General features: G+C 41.9%; 12 protein-coding genes and 1 pseudogene. 12 read left to right on the forward strand and 1 reads right to left on the reverse strand.

Going from position 1 to position 20,056, the window contains the following annotated elements:
• Positions 1-28: 28 nt before the first annotated feature.
• The 10 genes and pseudogenes from cshA to cydC all read left to right on the forward strand — a co-directional run bounded on the left by cshA (position 29) and on the right by cydC (position 16,810).
• On the forward strand, positions 29-1,540 hold the full coding sequence (gene cshA, locus FC30_RS06340) for a degradosome RNA helicase CshA (protein WP_010688119.1): 1,512 nt from the start codon (positions 29-31) through the stop codon (positions 1,538-1,540).
• A gap of 236 nt (positions 1,541-1,776) precedes the next feature.
• The gene (locus tag FC30_RS06345) at positions 1,777-2,823 is read left to right on the forward strand and encodes a YSIRK-type signal peptide-containing protein (RefSeq protein WP_029507267.1); all 1,047 of its coding nucleotides are present in this window, start codon (positions 1,777-1,779) and stop codon (positions 2,821-2,823) included.
• A complete protein-coding gene (locus tag FC30_RS06350) occupies positions 2,777-5,287 on the forward strand; it encodes a Rib/alpha-like domain-containing protein (RefSeq protein ID WP_029507266.1) in 2,511 nt (836 codons plus the stop codon). The genes FC30_RS06345 and FC30_RS06350 overlap by 47 nt, the downstream gene beginning before the upstream one ends.
• Before the next feature lie 123 nt (positions 5,288-5,410).
• The gene (locus FC30_RS06355) at positions 5,411-7,756 is read left to right on the forward strand and encodes a Rib/alpha-like domain-containing protein (RefSeq protein WP_010688118.1); all 2,346 of its coding nucleotides are present in this window, start codon (positions 5,411-5,413) and stop codon (positions 7,754-7,756) included.
• Positions 7,734-10,106 (forward strand): Rib/alpha-like domain-containing protein, encoded by a 2,373-nt coding sequence (locus FC30_RS06360; RefSeq protein WP_010688117.1) that lies wholly within the window; start codon positions 7,734-7,736, stop codon positions 10,104-10,106. Before FC30_RS06355 ends, FC30_RS06360 begins: the two co-directional genes overlap by 23 nt.
• A gap of 228 nt (positions 10,107-10,334) precedes the next feature.
• A pseudogene (locus tag FC30_RS09840) lies at positions 10,335-10,493 on the forward strand (YSIRK-type signal peptide-containing protein); the annotation flags it as partial.
• Positions 10,494-10,894: 401 nt separating this feature from the next.
• The gene (locus tag FC30_RS06365; protein ID WP_010688115.1) at positions 10,895-12,325 is read left to right on the forward strand and encodes a cytochrome ubiquinol oxidase subunit I; all 1,431 of its coding nucleotides are present in this window, start codon (positions 10,895-10,897) and stop codon (positions 12,323-12,325) included.
• Positions 12,326-13,351 (forward strand): cytochrome d ubiquinol oxidase subunit II, encoded by a 1,026-nt coding sequence (gene cydB / locus FC30_RS06370; RefSeq protein ID WP_010688114.1) that lies wholly within the window; start codon positions 12,326-12,328, stop codon positions 13,349-13,351.
• On the forward strand, positions 13,351-15,075 hold the full coding sequence (cydD, locus tag FC30_RS06375) for a thiol reductant ABC exporter subunit CydD (protein WP_010688113.1): 1,725 nt from the start codon (positions 13,351-13,353) through the stop codon (positions 15,073-15,075). The genes cydB and cydD overlap by 1 nt, the downstream gene beginning before the upstream one ends.
• A complete protein-coding gene (cydC, locus tag FC30_RS06380) occupies positions 15,065-16,810 on the forward strand; it encodes a thiol reductant ABC exporter subunit CydC (protein WP_010688112.1) in 1,746 nt (581 codons plus the stop codon). Before cydD ends, cydC begins: the two co-directional genes overlap by 11 nt.
• Here cydC and FC30_RS06385 read toward each other — a convergent pair whose 3' ends face one another.
• Positions 16,811-17,788 (reverse strand): polyprenyl synthetase family protein, encoded by a 978-nt coding sequence (locus FC30_RS06385; protein ID WP_010688111.1) that lies wholly within the window; start codon positions 17,786-17,788, stop codon positions 16,811-16,813.
• Positions 17,789-17,875: 87 nt separating this feature from the next.
• On the opposite strand from FC30_RS06385, the gene FC30_RS06390 reads away from it, so the two are divergent.
• Both FC30_RS06390 and FC30_RS06395 read left to right on the forward strand, forming a co-directional pair.
• Positions 17,876-18,790: a prenyltransferase gene (locus tag FC30_RS06390; protein WP_010688110.1), complete on the forward strand. Its 915-nt coding sequence runs from the start codon at positions 17,876-17,878 to the stop codon at positions 18,788-18,790.
• A gap of 15 nt (positions 18,791-18,805) precedes the next feature.
• Entirely contained in the window at positions 18,806-20,014 is a 1,209-nt protein-coding gene (locus FC30_RS06395) for an NAD(P)/FAD-dependent oxidoreductase (RefSeq protein ID WP_010688109.1), read from the forward strand.
• Positions 20,015-20,056: the final 42 nt, after the last annotated feature.

Genomic DNA, 20,056 nt, shown 5'->3' on the forward strand with positions numbered 1-20,056 from the left:
GACCACCGAAACTAGGAGGAAATAATTTTTGAAATTTGATGAACTCGGTCTTTCAGAAGACCTGTTGAAAGCTGTTAAGCGTAGTGGCTTTGAGGAAGCTACGCCAATTCAAGAGGCAACGATCCCGCTGGTTCTTGCAGGTAAAGATGTGATCGGTCAAGCTCAAACAGGGACTGGTAAAACAGCAGCTTTTGGTTTGCCTATCTTAGAGCATGTTGATCCTAAGGAACATGCTATTCAAGCGATCATCATTTCACCAACGCGTGAATTGGCGATCCAAACACAAGAAGAACTTTATCGCTTAGGAAAAGATAAGCGCGCACGCGTCCAAGTTGTCTATGGCGGTGCTGATATTCGTCGTCAGATCAAACTCTTGAAGAATCCACCACAAATTTTAGTGGGTACACCAGGTCGTTTATTGGACCATATCAACCGTAAAACTGTTGATTTGAGCAAGGTTAAGATGTTGGTCCTCGATGAAGCTGATGAAATGTTAGATATGGGCTTTTTAGATGATATCGAAAAGATCATTTCTAATGTGCCCGGTCAACGCCAAACATTGTTATTCTCAGCAACCATGCCAAAAGCGATCTTGCGGATCGGCGAAAAATTCATGACTGAACCAGAAGTTGTTAAGATCAAGGCTAAAGAATTGACGACCGATCTAGTTGATCAATATTTTGTTAAAGTACGTGATTATGAAAAATTTGATATCATGACACGGATCTTGGATGTTCAAGCCCCAGAATTAACGATCGTCTTTGGGCGGACAAAACGTCGGGTCGATGAATTATCCAAGGGCTTGGAAGCACGAGGATATAACGCGGCTGGGATCCATGGTGATCTTTCGCAACAACGTCGAATGAGTATCCTTAAGCGCTTTAAGGAAGGTAAGTTAGATATCTTAGTTGCAACTGATGTGGCAGCTCGTGGGCTAGATATCTCAGGTGTGACCCATGTTTACAACTACGATATCCCACAAGATCCAGAAAGTTATGTTCATCGGATCGGACGTACAGGACGCGCTGGACGCCACGGTGTTTCGGTGACTTTTGTAACACCTAATGAGATGGATTATTTACGTGTGATCGAACGTTTGACTAAGAAACGCATGGATCCATTGCGTCCACCAACAGAAGAAGAAGCTTTTGTTGGTCAAGTTTCATCAGCTTTAGACGATGTCAAAGAATTAGTTGCTAAAACAGAAACGTCTAAATATGAAACACAAGCTAAGGAATTATTGGCGGAATATGACGATGTTGATCTAGTAGCCGCTTTACTCAATAACATGACTAAAGATGATGCTAGCTCAGTTCCGGTCAAGATCACGCCTGAACGTCCATTACCAAGACGTAAGAGCAGTAGTACAGGTAAGTATAAGCGTTACGGTAGTCGTCGTAACAATAAATTTAATAATAAACGCGACTATGGTAAATCAAAATCTTATCGTGATAATAAAAAGAAGCGGAGAAACGATTCGCGCGAACGTTTTTCCAAAAAAAATAGCGAACGTAGCTTTACGATCAGAACTAAAGATTAATTAAGTGTCTTAAAACACTCCAGTTTAAGTGAAGACTGGAGTGTTTTTTTGTAATACAAAATCTATTTAAATTTATATAATATTTTTAATGAATAAATAAGTTTTTATTGAATATAATTAATAAAAAGTGATTGAATCTATTGATTATTTCTTATTTTAGGGATAAAGTATGTTCAAGTTGTTGAGTATCTCTGAAATAGATACTTGATTTCAAATAATCAATGGAGGGTGAGCGTATGCTTTCGAAAAACAATTATCAACTTCAAGCGCAAAAACTCGAAGCCAAGCAACAGCATTTTGCAATCAAAAAACTAACGATCGGTGTGGCCTCAGTTTTGATCAGCTCGACCTTTGCTATGTATGCAGGATCACACACTGCAATGGCTGCTGAAACGGCTCCACAGTCCGATACAGCAAGTGAAAAAACTGATAGTAACAAGCAAAATATGAAAAAAGAAGTCGTTTTAAATAGCGCTAAGCCAGAGACGACTAGGGAAACGCCGGCCAAATCTACAGCTGAGGTATCAAGTACAGAACCGGTTGCTGCTGCGTCCACTGCTAAGGCGACTGAAACTGAGCACTCTCAGGTAGAAAGTCAACCACAGGCTAAACCTGCAACTACGGCGAGTTCTAGTGCAGTTGTAAGCAAACCACAGGAAAATGCCAATGTTCAGCCACAAAGTAAACCAACGGTAACAACGACACCTGTTGGCAGTGCACCTAAAGCAACTGAAAATGCCGTGGCTCAACCGACCCAAACTGCACCAACTCAAGTAACACCAGCCGTCCAGACGCAAAAATCACCGCAGTGGCAAGCTGATGCAACTAAAGCGGTCGATAATAAGACGGGGCTATATACGCCACAATTGAGTTATAACGCTAAGTGGTATTCAATGTCGGTCGATCCAGGAAGATTGACACCTGATGTGATGAAAGGCAATTCGATCCCATTTACAGCGGTCAATCACCGGAGCAATGCCACTGCTATTCTATCAGCAGATTATAAGTTTAGGATCCAATTAGACGATCGTTTAGTCGATAAAGTAGCCGATATCTCGATCAGTCCAGCTGATACTGTAAATGAAGTCGTCCATTTTAAGCGGGTATACAATGATGCCCAAAAACCAACTAATATTTGGGAAGCTAATGTTGTTTATAAGCAAGGTGGGATCTTTGGCGGTTTATTTACCAGCGCAGGTAAGGCTACGATGGCGCGCAATGGGAAGATCATGTTAAATGATACTCTTGATAACATCTATCCTAAAACTGCCAAATATCGCTAAGAGCCCGCTCGTATATAATGCATATGTCTACGATAATTCAAGTCGTACGGCGTTGTTATCGACTAACAATGAAGGTTATATCGTTGGACCTAATGATCCATTAGCTAAGGTCCCAGTTACGAGTGATTTTGGTGGCAAGTTCATGGGGGCCAATTCGACGGTCAGTTATGATCCTAGTGTTGGAAAAAATGGTGCTTTGGTTGTCTATTATCAAGCCGAAAAAAGCAGTATGTGGTCGTATAATAGTGACTGGAAATTCAAATTACATTATGCGATCGACCGTGCACTACTTCCTTATATTGAAAAAAATAACGGGGCATATACGGTAGAGCTTGATAAAGCTGCAGATGGTTGGGGTGCAGATGGTTCTTATGGTTTTGAACAAGTTACAGATCCTAAAACCGGAAAGTCTTTGTGGAAGCGGATAGCTTATCTGTCTAGACTTGAGCACAAAGTGGCAGATCTTCCGCTGAATTTGGACGGAACGGGTGTGTTTGATCCTACCAATATGGCTGACTATGTTCAATTTAACAGTTCAGTGTCGATCGCTGGTCGTCCAGTGATGGTTCGGTTAGTCTATCATTTGAACAAAAAGCCTGAAGATATCTACACGGATATGCTAAAAAAAGGAACTGCAGGTGGAAACTTGCTGTTTAGCCAGTATTACGGGGATTCCAGTGATACAATGCAAAATTATTCTTTAGCGACAAGTATGCTTACTTTCAATGATTCTGATGGTGACACTTTACCGGATTTAAAGGAAGAATCAGTTTTCACTAATCCGCATGTGTCGATGCCTAATGTTTCCAATGCATATGGAACGGAAAATAGGGTACACGGCCAATTAGTCTTTAGTAATGTTGAAAAAAATACACAACATGTAACAGTTGAGGATAAGACAGGTAAAGTTTTAGGTGAGACAGATGTCCAACCTGTTCGTTTCAATGGCTTAGCTAAAGATTTGCCGTTTGAGGTGGAATTAACAGGAAATGCTTTAGCAGCTAATAGTAATTTAGTGGTGCGTGTTGCAAGTAAACTTGATGGGAATGGTGAATCAACTGAAAATGAAGTCCCGCAAGAAACCGTTTTGAAGGTCAAGGTCGGACCGGTTGCTGCGAGTGGATTTACGTATCCATTAAATGCTGTTTTTCTACAAGATCCTAAAGAATTGATCGCTAATGTTAAGGAACTACCTGCCAATGCGACCTATACTTTTGTCAAAAAACCAGATCTAAGTACAAGTGGGATGAAAAACGCAGTCGTTAAAGTAAGTTTCCCTGACGAATATGATCCTAATTATCATCACGAAATGGAAGTCAATGTTCCTGTCAATGTGGAAGATGTTGATCTAAAAGCAGGTAAATTTACACTTAAACCATTAGTGATGCACGTCAATGAAGTAAATGATGATATGCGACCTTTGCCAGTAGAAGAGCTACAAAGTTGGCAGGAAACAGGTGGTAAAAAGACACTTAGTGGGGAACCGCTATGGTCCTTAGTCAAGAGTGTAACTTGGAGTCAAAGTCCATCTACTAAGCTAGCTGGAACGGCACAAGGAGTCGTAATAGTTACTACCAAAGATGATAAGACTACCTTAGCGAATGTACCGGTAAATATTATTGGAGCAACTGCCAAACAAGGGATGAAGACACCTTGGGGAACTAGTGTAAAAGCTCAGGATATGATCGCTAATACAACTGAGTTAGCACAATTTGGTAAAGTGACGCCACTTACCTATACTTGGAAGACACCATTAAACGTAACTCCGACTGAAAATGAAGCTCACATTGTGCACAATACGGTCGTGGTGGATTATGGCGATAAAACGATGCAAGAAGTTCCAGTCACAGTAACGGTCGGTGCTTCATTGGCAAGTAAGTTCAAAGCGCCTTTGGATCAAGTTACTGTTCATTATGGACAAAACTTAGATCCGGCTACTGTATTGACCTCGGAGCAAAAGGCTCAAGCAAAAGTAAGAAAAGTTACTTTTAATGCCCCGGTCGTAACAACAGGTCTTGGCAATAAACAAGTGGCAACAACTTTGACCTTTGAAGATGGTTCGACCGCTTCTATGTTACTTCCAGTTCAAGTTCTGGGTGCAACCGCTAAAACAGGTGTCAAGACGGCGTGGAACGTTTTGCCAGCAGCTCAGGCGTTAGTGGATAATGTGTCAGCTTTAGCTCAATATACTCCGACTTATACTTGGCAATCACAGCCAAATGTGACACCTGGTAAAAATCAACCCCATGTAGTTTCAGGGGTCGTTAACGTAACCTATCCAGATAAAGTTGTTCAAGCAGTTCCAGTGACATTGGAGGTCGGTAGATCACAAGCAACAGTATTCGATGAAGCAACTACTGGAAAAATAGTCCCAGTAGTTGTCAACCATGGAGCTACTGTGGCAACAACAGATGCTTTACAAGCACTGACGCCTGAAAGTCGTAAGCAGTTTGCAGTGACTTAAGCAACATTCACCACACCCGTTGAAACGACAACAGATGGAACTAAAAATGTACCTGCTACTTTAACTTTTGCAGATACTTCAACGACAACCGCTGCTGTTCCAGTTAAAGTAGTCGGGGCTACGGTGAAGTCACCAGTCGAAACAGAATGGGGTAAGGTCCCGGAGGCTGCAAGTGTAGTTGCTGATACTGCTGAACTACAGCCATTTGGTGCAACTTATAGTTGGGGGCTTGCTCCAGTTACAACTCCATCAGCTAAAGAAGATCATAAAGTGATGGGGCAACTTTTGGTAACTTACCGCGATGGTGCCAAACAAATATTGCCAGTAACGGTAACGGTCAAAAAATCAGCCGGTGAGGAATTTGTGGCGGCTAGGGATCATTTAGTATTACAGCCATTAACGGTCAACTATGGTGCGACAGTTATGGCTGATGCCGCCAATAAAGCTTTGACTCCGACGGAAAAAGTTAATTTGAAAGTAGCTGATGTTAACTTTAAGAATGCAGTCGATACGTTAACTGTTGGGGAGAGTTTACAGCCTGTTCAGGTATCATTTACTGATGGTTCTACGCTAGAGACAAATGTTCCAGTCGAAGTAGTTGGAGCTGTAGCCAAACAAGGCATAAGTACACCGTGGGGGACTAAAGTTGCTGCCAAACAGCTAGTCGCTAATGCAGATAATTTAGCTCAATTTGGGTCAAAAGATCATCCAGTTATGTATCAGTGGTTATCCGAACCGGTTGTAACGCCTACTAAAGAACAAAATCATACTGTCTCAGTGGTCGTTACCGTAACTTATGGTGACGGAGCAAAACAACAATTGCCAGTAAGCTTTGCAGTGGAACCTTCAGCTGCTGAAAAATTGATGGAAAATACTCGGCAAGTATATGTTCCGCTAACGGTCAATTATGGTGCTAAGGTAGATCCAACCCAGGCACTCTCTGAAGTTTCTGCTGAGATGCAACAACAACTCAAGCTGGCTACAGCTAAGTTTACAGTACCTGTTCAAACGACGGAATTGGGGACTAAGAATTATCCTGCTACATTGAGCTTTACAGACGGCTCGAATATGACGGCTCAGCTTCCAGTTAAGGTGGTCGGAGCTCAAGTGAAACCAGTAGTTAAAACTACTTGGGGTGTTTTGCCTGATGCCAGCACAGTTGTCTCTGATCCAGCAGAATTAACTAAATTTAGTCCGACATATACTTGGAAGGCTTCGCCGGTAACTACACCGACTCCAGAACAAAGTCATCAAACAACGGGAACTTTACAAGTGACCTTTGCTGATGGGGCTAAGCAAGAGGTGCCTGTAAGTCTAACAGTAGCTCTATCAATGGCAGAAGTAGCTGCTAAAGTGCTTCAAACCCAATTGGTGGAAGAAGACCTGAACACAAATATTCCAGCTACGGATGCAGCCAAAGGATTAACGGCAGGAACCAAGCAGAAATATTCAGTCACCGCTGCAAGCTTTGATCAAGTTGTTGACACAAGTAAAGTTGGTGAAAAGGATTATACTGCAACAGTAAGTTTTGCCGATGGTTCGACAACTAAGCTTCCATTGACGGTTAGAGTCGTTTCGCAAGCTGAAAAATATGCTCCAGTAGCTAAGCAAGATCTAACTGCCAAAGTGTCGGAAGTATTGGAACCAGCCAAGTTATTAGATCCAAGCGTATCATTGCCGACCGGAACTAAAGCAAGCTGGAAGACACCAGTGGATACGGCTAGAGCAGGGCATCAAACTGGCGAACTAGTAGTGACGTATCCTGATGGATCAAAAGATCTAGTTCCAGTTGCAGTAAAAGTCGGGACAGATGCACAAGCATTAACACCAAAAGCAAAAGCGGACTTGAAGGTAGCTTTAGGTGGTAAGTTGTTACCAGAAGAAGTGTTAGATCCAAGTGTAGCGTTACCGACCGGAACTAAGCTGAGCTGGAAGACACCAGTAGATACGACCAAAGCGGGTCATCAAACGGGAGAATTAGAAGTGACCTACCCAGATGGTTCAAAAGACGAAGTGAAAGTTCCAGTTAAAGTTGGTACAGACACACAAGCAACAATGCCAAAAGCAAAATCGGACTTAAAAGTAGCTTTAGGTGGTAAGTTGTTACCAGAAGAAGTGTTAGATCCAAGTGTAGCGTTGCCGACAGGGACCAAGTTGAGCTGGAAGATGCCAGTAGATACGACCAAAGCGGGTCATCAAATTGGTGAACTAGAAGTGACCTATCCAGATGGCTCGCAAGACGAGGTATCTGTACCAGTTAAAGTGGGTACGGATGCCCAAGGTTTAACACCAAAAGCAAAGGCAAACGTGGAAGTGGCATTAGGTTCTAAGTTAACTCCAGAAGAAGTGTTAGATCCGAGTGTAACATTGCCAACTGGGACCAAGTTAAACTGGAAGACACCAGTAGATACAACAAAGGCGGGGTCACCCAAACGACGAGCTAGAAGTGCTCTACCCAGATGGCTCTAAGGATTTAGTCGAAGTTTCAGTGAAAGTCGGCACAGATGCGCAAGCAACAACACCGAAAGCAAAAACAAACTTAGAAGTCTCCTTAGGTTCTAAATTGACGCCAGAAGAAGTGTTAGATCCAAGTGTAACATTGCCAACTGGAACTAAGTTGAACTGGAAGACGCCAGTAAACACGACCAAAGCGGGTCATCAAACGGGTGAATTAGAAGTGACCTATCCAGATGGCTCGAAAGATTTAGTTAAGGTTCCAGTGAAGGTAGGTACAGATGGACAAGCAGTGACACCAAAAGCTAAAGCAAACTTAGAAGTATCCCTAGGCTCTAAATTGACCCCAGAAGAAGTTTTAGATCCAAGTGTAACATTGCCAACTGGAACTAAGTTGAACTGGAAGACGCCAGTAAACACGACCAAAGCAGGTCATCAAACAGGCAAATTGGAAGTAACATATCCAGATGGTTCGCAAGACTTAGTCAAGGTTTCAGTGAAAGTGGGTACAGATGCGCAAGCAACAGCGCCGAAAGCAAAAACAAACTTGGAAGTATCTCTAGGCTCTAAATTGACCCCAGAAGAAGTGCTAGATCCAAATGTAACGTTGCCAACCGGGGCTAAAGTAAGCTGGAAGACATCAGTGGATACAACCAAAGCGGGTCATCAAACAGGCGAATTGGAAGTGGCCTACCCAGATGGCTCGAAAGATGTAGTGAAAGTTCCAGTAAAAGTAGGCACAGATGACGAAGCGTTAACACCGGTAGCAAAGAACAATCTAGAAGTGAAGCTAGGTTCTAAGTTGACCCCAGAAGAAGTGCTAGATCCAAGTGCATTGCCAACCGGAACTAAGTTGAACTGGAAGACATCAGTGAATACAACCAAAGCGGGTCATCAAACAGGCGAATTGGAAGTGGCCTACCCAGATGGTTCGAAAGATGTAGTGAAAGTTCCAGTGAAGGTAGGTACAGACACACAGGTAACAATGCCAAAAGTAAAATCGGACTTAAAAGTAGCTTTAGGTGGTAAGTTGTTACCAGAAGAAGTGTTAGATCCAAGTGTAGCGTTGCCAACAGGGACCAAGTTAAACTGGAAGACGCCAGTAGATACGACCAAAGCAGGTCATCAAACGGGTGAATTAGAAGTGACCTATCCAGATGGCTCGAAAGATTTAGTTAAGGTTCCAGTGAAGGTAGGTACAGATGGACAAGCAGTGACACCAAAAGCTAAAGTAAACTTAGAAGTGTCCTTAGGTTCTAAGTTGACCCCAGAAGAAGTTTTAGATCCGAGCGTAACGTTGCCAACCGGGACTAAAGTAAGCTGGAAGAGACCAGTGGATACAACCAAAGCGGGTCACCAAACAGGCGAGTTAGAAGTAACATATCCAGACGGTTCGAAAGACCTAGTTAAGGTTCCAGTAAAAGTAGGAACAGATGGACAAGCAGTGACACCAAAAGCTAAAGCAAACTTAGAAGTATCCCTAGGCTCTAAATTGACCCCAGAAGAAGTTTTAGATCCGAGCGTAACGTTGCCAACCGGAACTAAATTGAACTGGAAGACACCAGTAGATACAACCAAAGCAGGTCATCAAACAGGTGAATTGGAAGTAACCTACCCAGATGGCTCGCAGGACTTAGTCAAAGTTTCAGTGAAAGTCGGCACAGATGCAGATTTGAACGATTTATTGGCTAAAGTAGGTGTAGTCATTAAACTTCATGAAAAAGTAGCACCACAACAACTACTGGTTGCAACTGACAAACTACCTAAAGGAACTCAATTTGTTTGGGCAAAAGCGGTCGATGCGGATGTAACTGGAAACCAGACTGGTGAAGTTAAGGTCGTATATCCAGATAAGTCTAGTGATGTAGTGGATGTGACAGTCAAAGTTCAGTCTGTTGCCGATCAGTTCACGCCAACGGCTGTTAAAAATCTAGTCGTTACTAAAGGGACTAAATTAGTTTTGGCTGACTTAGTGACGGGAACACTTCCAGCTGGTTCTCAATTGAACTGGGCAGTACCAGTTGATACTGAAAAGCTTGGTACACAACTTGGTAAGTTAGAAGTTATGTATGCGGACGGTTCTAAAGATAAAGTAAATGTATCTGCGAAAGTAGTTGATGTAACCAAGGCTGTTAAGATGACGCATGAAGTGGATCATCCGCAAGCTAAGGTGGTTAAGAAGGTAGTTTCGACACGTCAAGTAGGTCATAAGCAACATGCTGTTGCTACTGTTGGAAACAACAAGCAAGTTTTACCACAAACCGGGGAAACTACTTCAAAGAACACTTCTCTATTAGGCTTAGTACTGCTAATGTTGTTAGGATTGTTTAATTTTGGAGTAAGTTACGATAAGAAGAAGCATTGATAAGAGTTAGTTTTTACTGATTCAAAAATAGAATATAAATAATTGATCCTAGTAATTGAATGAAATGGTCTTTTAAAAGAGCGTTTTATAAATTACTAGGATTTTTTTAGATTAGAAAAAGGCTTTGGGAAAATTAAATAACATAACGCTTTTACGTAGTAGATGAGGATATGCTTTCAAAAAAATAATAAGAATCTCCAAGCACAAAAAATGGAACCGCTCCAGTAACGGTTTACTATTAAAAGGTTCACGGTCGGGGTAATTTCTGTTTTGATCGGAACAACATGTGCCATCTATCCTGGAAATACAGTTGTTTCAGCTGATAGTGGTGCTTCTGAAGCCACTTTCTTAGCACAAGAAGCGCTACCAGCAAAAAAGGCTACGTAGCAGCCTAAGAAACAGAAGTAAGCCTCCGCGCTACCACCAGCAACAACGGAAACGGACTCTAGTACCGCAAATACAGATTTGCAGGTGTGATAGGACCAGATCGTCCGGCAGTAGCTCAGATCGTATATGAGATCTATGCTGACCGTTCTCGCGGGAATTCTTGGTTTTGGAGCTACTAAGCGTAAGAAAAAAGATGACGAAGCAAAATAGTTAGTTAACGAAAAGATCCTAGTAGGAATTTCCTATTAGGATCTTTTTAAATTTATAAACGTAAAAATACAAAAAAAAACCAAATTATTCTGTATTTAAAGAGTTAAATAATTGAAAACGCTTAGTCGCAAGAGTAAACTTAAGGTGTATAGGCTTTACTATGGAACAATTTTTAGAATGGAGGGATAGAAATGGATATTGTAGATCTAGCGCGTTTCCAATTTGCGATGACGACGGTCTTTCACTTCTTCTTCGTACCATTTTCGATCGGGACGGCCTTTGTAGTTGCAATTTTAGAAACATTCTACGTCCGTACCAAGAATGAGGCTTATAAAAAATTAGCCAAGTTCTGGGGTAATATCTTCCTGTTGAGCTTTGCAGTCGGTGTTGTTACCGGTTTGATCCAAGAGTTCCAATTTGGGATGAACTGGTCTGACTACTCACGTTTCATGGGGGATATTTTTGGGGCACCTTTAGCCTTAGAAGCTTTATTGTCATTTTTCATTGAGTCTACATTTATCGGTCTTTGGATGTTTACTTGGGATCGAGTGAAGAAGGGCACGCACTTATTCTTTATGTGGATGGTCTGCTTTGGGACTTTAACGTCTGCGTTATGGATCCTGGCAGCTAACTCATTTATGCAACATCCAGTTGGGTATGCGATCAAAGGCGGTCGTGCCGAAATGATCGACTTCTTTGCCTTATTGAAGAACCCACAACTTTGGTTCGAATATGGGCATGTTATCCTAGCTGCTTTAACTATGGGTGGGGTAGTACTCGCTGGTTTAACAGCGTTCCAAATGTTGAAGAAAGATACTACCAAAGAAGCTAAGGTCCTCTATAAGAAATCAATGCGTTTAGGCTTGTGGATGGCAATGATCTTTTCAGTTGGGACGATCTTAGTCGGTGACTTCCAAATGAAATATCTTGTTACTGAACAACCTATGAAATTTGCTGCAACAGAAGCAATTTATGAAACTACAGAAGACCCTGCACCATGGACAGCTGTGGGGATCGCTGATACTAAGAATCATACGGTCAAGTACAAGGTCGATATTCCAGTTCTTTTGAGTTTATTGTCATACAATAAGCCATCTGGTTCAGTTAAAGGGATGGATGAGATCAACGCTGAAATGAAGGAAAAATATGGTACCACGATCGATGGGACCAAGATGGATTATATTCCACCAGTAAATACACTTTTCTGGAGTTTTAGAGTGATGGCTGGCTTTGGTGCTTGGATCATCTTAGTTTCCTTTGTCGGCTTACTGATGACACGCAAGAAAAAAGAAACATTGTACCAACGGCGCTGGATGTTGTGGGCTTTAGCACTAACGACATTTGTACCGTTTATCGCTAATACAGCGGGCTGGTTTATCACTGAATTTGGTCGTTACCCATGGACCGTTTATGGTCTGTTCACGATCCAACAAAGTGTTTCACCAAATGTTTCTGTAACTTCCTTGTTGATCTCGAATATTGTTTACTTCACGCTCTTTACGACACTTGCTATCGTAATGATCGGTTTGGTAAAACGTCAATTGCAAAACGATCCATCGCAAATGCAAGGCCACGGCTATGCGGACAAGATCTTGGATCCATTCGATAAGGGGGCGTTTTAAATGAGTTTCTTACAAATTTTATGGTTTATTTTGATCGGCGTCCTATTTGCAGGCTTCTTCTTCCTTGATGGTTTTGACTTTGGAGTCGGTATGGCGACGCGGTCATTAGCTCACAATGAAGATGAACGCTCACAAATTATTGAAACGATCGGACCAGTTTGGGATGGTAATGAAGTTTGGTTGATCACTGCTGGTGGTGCCATGTTTGCCTCGTTCCCATATTGGTATGCAACATTGTTTAGTGGCTACTACTTGATCTTGTTGATGATCTTGTTTGGCTTGATCATTCGTGGTGTCTCTTTTGAATTTAGAACAGCTAGTGATCCAAAGAAACAACATATTTGGAGCTCAGCTTTGGCATTAGGTAGTTTGATCGTACCATTTTTCTTGGGCGTGATGTTTGTTTCGATGATCCAAGGTATGCCGATCGATGCTAATGGTAACATGAGCGCTGGTTTCTTTGATTACTTCAATGTGATGTCAGTTGTTGGTGGTGTGGCATTAGTCTTATTGACTTACTTACACGGCCTTAACTACATTGCATTAAAGACACTTGGCGATATTCGTGAACGTGCACGCAATTACGCTGCTTTTCTCTACTGGGTCTTATATGCTGGACTAGTAGTCTTTGCGATCTTGTTATTCTTCCAGACAGACTTCTTCCAAGTTCGTCCGGTCGGAACTTTGATCATAGTAGCCTTGATCGTTTGCTTTGCTGTTTTAGGTCATATCGCAACTTTCAAGGGCAACGAAATGTTAGCTTTCATTTCTAGTGGTTTGACAATGGTCTCATTGGTCGCAATGATCTTTGTTGGCATGTTCCCACGGGTAATGATCTCTAGCATCAGTGATAAGTATGACCTCTTGATCCAAAATGCTTCGTCGACCTCATATACATTGACGGTAATGACGATCGCAACGATCTGCTTGTTGCCATTTGTTTTGGCATACACGATCTGGTCATACTGGATCTTTAGAAAACGGATTGCACTCCCAGTTGTACAAACAGCGGAGGTAGTTAAATAATGGTCGATAAACTGCTATTTAAACTAGCAGGAATAAGACAGATCATGGTAAAGCTTGCAGGACTCTCGTTTCTGCAAGCTTTACTTATCATAGGGCAAGCTTTATTTTTAAGTGCTACTTTGACCGATCTGTGGTTGGGAAAGCCACTGAGGAGTCAGGTATTCAATATTTGTGCTTTTTCGGTCTGTTTTATCCTGCGTCAGGGAATAGATCTGATCGATGCCAAATTATTAGATAACTATGCGCGGCAAAGTGCCAAAGAAATGCGTAAACGATTGTTAGAGAAGATCTTCATTCTAGGGCCTGGAGTGGTCCAAACGCAAGGAACAGGTAATTTAGTGACTTTAACTTTGGATGGTATCTTTCAGGTAGAAAATTACATCAAATTATTATTGAGTAAAATGATGAGCATGGCGATCGTGCCAGTCTTGATCTTGTTAGTGACATTTTGGATGGATATCACTTCTGGGGTCATCATGTTATTGGTATATCCCTTGATCGTTTTATTCATGGTCATTTTAGGCTTTGCGGCTAAAGCTAAAGCTGATCGTCAATTTTCGACGTTTCAACGTCTGTCCAATCATTTTATCGATTCGTTGCGAGGCATTGATACCTTAAAGTATTTTGGCTTAAGTAAGCGATATTCTAAGAGTGTTTATCGCTCAAGTGAAAACTTTCGTAAGACTACGATGCAGACCTTGCGCGTAGCTATGTTATCGACTTTTGCGCTCGATTTCTTCACGACTTTATCGATCGCTGTTTTGGCTGTCTTTTTAGGCTTGAGATTGATCGATCAGCAAATGTCGCTTTTCTATGGCCTCTCGATCTTGATCTTAGCCCCTGAATATTTCTTGCCGATCAGAAATTTTGCCAATGACTATCATGCCACACTGAATGGTAAGAATTCATTTCATGCGATCGCTAAGATCATCCATGCGCCATTACCTCAAGCACCTGAGGTCGAGTTGACTTCATGGCAAGCCACAGATGGTTTTAAAGCTGAACAGATCGGGTTTAGCTACGATGAACAAAATGGGATCGCACCTGTGAGCTTTGCAGTCAAAGGCTATCAAAAAGTTGGGATCATTGGTATGAGTGGTTCAGGTAAGACGACCTTGATCAATTTGTTAAGTGGGTTCTATACACCTGATTCGGGTGAGTTTACTGTTCAAGGACATAAGTTACCTAACTTGGATCTAGCTGACTGGCGTAAACAGGTACTTTATATCCCACAGTCGCCTTATGTTTTCTCAGATACTTTACGAAACAACATCGCATTTTATACGCCTGATGTTTCGGATGAGGAGATCTACGAAGCAATCAAAGTGGTCGGCCTTGAGCGTTTAGTCGCTGAGTTACCTGAAGGCTTGGATACTAAGATTGGGAGCGGGAAACGCGCACTTTCAGGTGGTCAAGCGCAACGGATCGCTTTAGCGCGTGCCTTCTTGGATAAAAAACGCAAGGTCATGATCTTTGATGAACCGACGGCGCACTTAGATATCGAGACTGAATTGGAATTGAAAGAAAAAATGATGCCACTGATGCAAGATCGGTTGGTTTTCTTTGCTACACACCGTCTGCATTGGATGCACCAAATGGACTATATCTTAGTCATGGATGAAGGTAAATTGGTTGAAAGTGGAACCTATAGTGAGCTCTTAGCTAAGAATGGTTACTTCTGTAAGTTATTAAGTGAAATGAGGGGGGATACAGATGCTAAATAAGTTATCATTTTTTAAAGCTTCGCAACATGATAGCTGGGTCAAACCGTTTTTGAAGCACTACAAAAAAACGCTTTGGTTAGCGATCTTCCTCGGCGTTTTAACTTTTATCTGTGCAGGGGGATTGATGTTTACTAGTGGCTATCTGATCACAAAATCAGCAACACCACCGGAAAATATCTTATTAGTTTATGTTCCGATCGTTTTGACGAGAGCATTTGGGATCTTTCGCCCATTATTGCACTATTTAGAACGGTTGACCAGCCATAACTGGGTCTTTAAGATGACCTCAGAGTTTCGGCGCAAGATGTATGATGCTTTGGAACGGGATGCGGTCTTTTTCAATAACAAATATCGCTTAGGAGATATCTTAGGCTTGTTATCAGAAGACGTTGCCCACATCCAAAATCTATATTTGCGAACACTTTTCCCATATTTTACGGTCTGTGGGCTTTACGTTTTTATCATTGTTGGGTTAGGTGTGATCTCACCTCTGTTTGCCTTATGGATGCTTGTGTTATATGGCCTTTTGATCTTTGCGCTCCCGCTTTGGTCAGTTATTGTTAACGGGGCCCGGCAAGAGTACGAAAAGCAGATCAAAAATGCATTGTATCTTGATCTTACCGATAATGTCTTGGGGGTCTCGGATTGGATCTTTTCGGAACGTGCCAATGATTATCTTAAACGACACGAGGAAAATGAAGCAAAATTGCTCACGACGCAAGAAAAGATGCGAAAATTTGAACGTCGCCGTGATCTAGTGGGACAATTTATCTTTTTAGCGATCGTTGTTAGTTTGATCATTTGGGCTTCAGGCCGTTTTGGTGGTACCGAGACTGATTCGATCAACTGGATCGCAGCGTTTGTGCTCTGTGTCTTTCCTTTGGCGGATGCCTTTATGCCACTGCCAACGGCTGCACAAGAGACAAATGTATATTTAGATTCGATCAAGCGCTTAAATGCTTTACCACACCCAGAAGAAGAACGTAAAAAAGCACCAGCAGTGACAGCACCATACGAACTGCAAGTTAAAGACTTGGTGTACGCTTATGCCGATGGACATCATAATGTGTTGAATAGGATCAACTTAAAGATAAAACCAGGCGAAAAGTTGGCGATTTTAGGTCGGAGTGGCTCGGGGAAAAGTACCCTAGCTAGTTTATTGCGGGGCGATTTGGCTCCAACAGCCGGCTCAGTGACCTTAAACGAGATCAAGACGACCGAATTTGGCGATGATATTGCTAAATATATCGGTGTCATCCACCAAACGCCATATCTTTTCAATACGACTGTGGTCAATAATGTCCGGATCGGTAATGAAGCTGCTAGTGATGAAGAAGTTTGGGATGTTTTAGAGCGCGTAGGCTTGAAAAAATTGATAAAAAAACTGCCTCAAGGACTGGAAACAATGGTCGATGAGGCAGGATTGAGATTTTCAGGTGGTGAAAGACACCGGCTAGCTTTAGCGCGGATCTTATTAAAAGATGCGCCGATCATCATTTTGGATGAACCGACAGTCGGACTTGATCCGATCACTGAACGGGCCTTAGTTAAGACATTCATGGATGTCTTACAGGATAAGACTTTGATCTGGATCACACACCATCTCCAAGGCGTCGAGCATGTAGATCAGATCGTCTTTATCGAAGATGGCCAGATCGAACTGCAAGGGACACCTAAGCAATTGGCCGACAATAAGCGCTATCAAAAACTTAAACAAGTCGATGGCGGCTATTGATCAGTTAGTTCTCTTCAAAAGGCGTTTGATCAACTTTTCGAGCAAGTCACGTTTTTGCGAGACTGGAAGCTGTGAAGTTTGATCGAGCGCTTTTTGTATGAATTTTTCTGCTAGGGCTTTAGCTTTAGTGACACCGCCGTATTTTAAGACAAGTTGTTTAACGGCCTCCATATCGGCAGTGGTCATCTGTTCTTTTTTAGCTAGATAAGGCATCAGTTCAGCCTTGTGTTCTTGTAAGACCATTAATAGTGGTAAAGAATAAACGCCAGTTGCGAGATCTTCCATGACCGGCTTGTTTAAATTTTTGCCATCAGAGTAGTCAAGGATATCGTCTAACATTTGAAAACTCAAGCCGATATTTTGCCCGATCCGTTTAGCTAAAGCAACTTGACGACGGTCAGCCCCGCTGAAATAAGCCCCTTCTTGACAGGCGAGGCTAAAGATCGCAGCGGTCTTACCGTTGATATTGCGAAGATAAGTCAAAAAGCTCTTTTCTGTATCAAAACGAGCGTTCATTTGGCTGATCTCGCCGTTTAATATCTGACGCATCATTTGTGCGTTGACTTTGAGATAAGGTGAAGCGTACAAAGCGTCAGCGATCAGATCGAAAAAGACAGTAAATAATAGGTCTCCAGCATATACGGCGATGTCTTTACCAAAAGCAGATTGAATGCTGACCTGCCCCCGTCGTTTAGGGGAATCGTCAATGATATCATCGTGGATCAAAGTTGCAGTGTGCAAAACTTCGATCGAAGCTGCGAGTTTAAGGAGACGTTCCTCGGCAGTCGTAGGCGCATTTTCTTTGGAAAAGAGCAATAACAAGGCTGGCCGGAGATATTTTCCCCCGTTATTTGCCATCTGTAAGAGAGCGCTTTTAAGTTTAGGATCGTTGACTTCGATCTTTTTTGCGATCAATTGGTTGACGATCTGGAGATCATCTTTGACCAACGGATACTGTTGCCAAAAATTTAATTTCATTATTTAGGTTTCCTTCCGACATATTTATCTAGTTTTATTGTACACTATACTGTGAAGACTAAACCAGTACAAAGCGAGGTAATTTGAATGTCACTTAAGGTTTTCCTTGAACTTGTTGAGATCAAGGCCAAAACAGCCAGTGTTTTACCTTTCTTGCTTGGAGTATGTTTTAGTTATTATTATTATCATTCACTAAATTGGGCGAATCTGTTGCTCTTTTTTATCGCGATGTTTTTATTTAACATGTCAGTCGATGCGTGGGATAATTACAATGACTATCATAATGCTCTTGATAAAGAGGAGTATAAACAAAAGACCAATATTATCGGTCGAGAAAACTTATCACCCAGAGAAGTTTTATGGATGTTGCTTGGAATGGCTGGAGTCGCAACTGTTTTAGGACTAGTGTTGGTCGTACGCACTGGGTGGCCGTTATTGTTGATGGGGATATTTTGTTTTGCTGTCGGGATCTTGTATTCCGCTGGTCCGCGTCCGCTATCGAGTTTACCGATCGGCGAGTTCTTTTCTGGTTTTACCATGGGCGGAATGATCATGTTGATAAGTATTTATATCAATACTTATCAAGAATTTACGTTTGATCTCTCTGATCTTTGGCGGATCGCATTATTAGCGTTACCGAATATGCTTTGGATCTCAAATCTGATGTTAGCTAATAATATTTGTGATCTAGCTGAAGATGAGCGCAATCATCGATATACGATCGTACACTATTTAGGGAAAAAACGAGCCTTGCAGGTCTATACTGCAAAAAATATTTTGGCGTTAGTCAGTTTGTGTTCAACACCATTTATCGGCTTGGCACCCTACACGGTCTTATTGATCGTTTTAACACTCCCATTTTTCTACCGGCAAAATAAATTGCTCTGGGAAAAACAAGTAAAAAATGAGACTTTTATCACAGCCGTCAAGATTTTAGCTGTAGGTTCGTTTTTACAAGTTATTTTATATCTGTTAGGTATTTTATTTGATTTTATTTTTTAACGAGGAGATTTTTTTATGAAAAAAGTAGTTGTTTTAGGCGCTGGATACGCAGGGTTACAAACTGTGCATAAGTTACAAAAGAATGTCAAGGGTAAGGCTAAGATCATCTTAGTCGATAAAGATGACTATCATTATGAAACAACGGAATTACACGAAGTTGCTTCTGGGACCCAATCGGCTTTGAAGATCACTTATCCGATCGCTGATATCGTTGATCCGGCAGTGACTGAATTTATCCAAGATGAAGTGGTGAAACTAGATGCTACTAAAAAACAAGTACAATTAAAACAACATGGTATGCTCGACTATGATTACTGTGTCTTAGCATTAGGTTTTGTTTCCGAGACTTTTGGGATCAAGGGCGCTAAAGAAAATGCACTTGAAATGACAAATATCAAGCAATCATTGGCGATCTATGACCATATTTTAGCTTCGATGGAAAAATACAAAGAAACAAAAGATAAGCGGTACTTACAACTTGTTGTCTGTGGTGCTGGCTTTACCGGGATCGAATTAGCCGGTGCTTTAGCTGAAGGACGTCCAGAATATGCTAAAGTTGCTGGAGTAGCACCATCTGAAGTCAAGATCACAGTTGTTGAAGCAGCAACACGTCTTTTGCCAATGTTTAGCGAAAAACTAGCGGATTATGGTGTCAAACTAGTTGAGAGCTTGGGGATTGAACTACTTTGCGGTGCTAAGATCAGTGAAGTGGCACCTGGCGAAGTTATCTATGAAAAAGATGGTCAAACCAACTCCTTGAAAGCTGAAACGATCATTTGGACAACAGGTGTTTCAGGCAGTCCAGTCGTAGGTGAATCCAACTTACAAGAACGTCGCGGGCGGGTCGTAGTCACAGATAATTTGACTGATCCAAACTTTGATGATCTTTATATCTTAGGTGATGTCGCGGCTGTGATGGATAAAGAAAGCGGCCGGCCATATCCAACAACGGCGCAGATCGCTACTGAGATGGCAGTCTATGCGGCTAAAGATCTCGAATCACAGATCAACGGCAATGGTCATTTAAGTACACCATTTGTATATAAGAGCAAAGGGACGGTCGCTTCAGTCGGTAATACCCATGGCTTTGGGGTGATCGGCAAGTTGGAGATCAAGGGTTATCCGGCTTCGATGATGAAGAAGATGATCATGAACAAGTCACTCTTTGAGATCGGCGGGTTCAAAGAATTTATTGCTAAAGGTCGTTTCGACTTATATCACTAATATTTTAGGTAAAAGAACGTAGGATCAACTGTCTACGTTCTT

Origin of the sequence: Ligilactobacillus animalis KCTC 3501 = DSM 20602, from assembly GCF_001434535.1 — a bacterium.
In the GTDB taxonomy this organism is placed as follows: Bacteria; Bacillota; Bacilli; order Lactobacillales; family Lactobacillaceae; genus Ligilactobacillus; species Ligilactobacillus animalis.

Excerpts from the sequence above, each read along its gene's own strand:
- FC30_RS06345 (WP_029507267.1), top strand. The coding sequence starts at position 1,777 with ATGCTTTCGAAAAACAATTATCAACTTCAAGCGCAAAAACTCGAAGCC.
- FC30_RS06350 (WP_029507266.1), top strand. The coding sequence starts at position 2,777 with ATGATACTCTTGATAACATCTATCCTAAAACTGCCAAATATCGCTAAG.
- FC30_RS06365 (WP_010688115.1), top strand. The coding sequence starts at position 10,895 with ATGGATATTGTAGATCTAGCGCGTTTCCAATTTGCGATGACGACGGTC.
- cydB (WP_010688114.1), top strand. The coding sequence starts at position 12,326 with ATGAGTTTCTTACAAATTTTATGGTTTATTTTGATCGGCGTCCTATTT.
- cydD (WP_010688113.1), top strand. The coding sequence starts at position 13,351 with ATGGTCGATAAACTGCTATTTAAACTAGCAGGAATAAGACAGATCATG.
- cydC (WP_010688112.1), top strand. The coding sequence starts at position 15,065 with ATGCTAAATAAGTTATCATTTTTTAAAGCTTCGCAACATGATAGCTGG.
- FC30_RS06385 (WP_010688111.1), bottom strand. The coding sequence starts at position 17,788 with ATGAAATTAAATTTTTGGCAACAGTATCCGTTGGTCAAAGATGATCTC.
- FC30_RS06390 (WP_010688110.1), top strand. The coding sequence starts at position 17,876 with ATGTCACTTAAGGTTTTCCTTGAACTTGTTGAGATCAAGGCCAAAACA.
- FC30_RS06395 (WP_010688109.1), top strand. The coding sequence starts at position 18,806 with ATGAAAAAAGTAGTTGTTTTAGGCGCTGGATACGCAGGGTTACAAACT.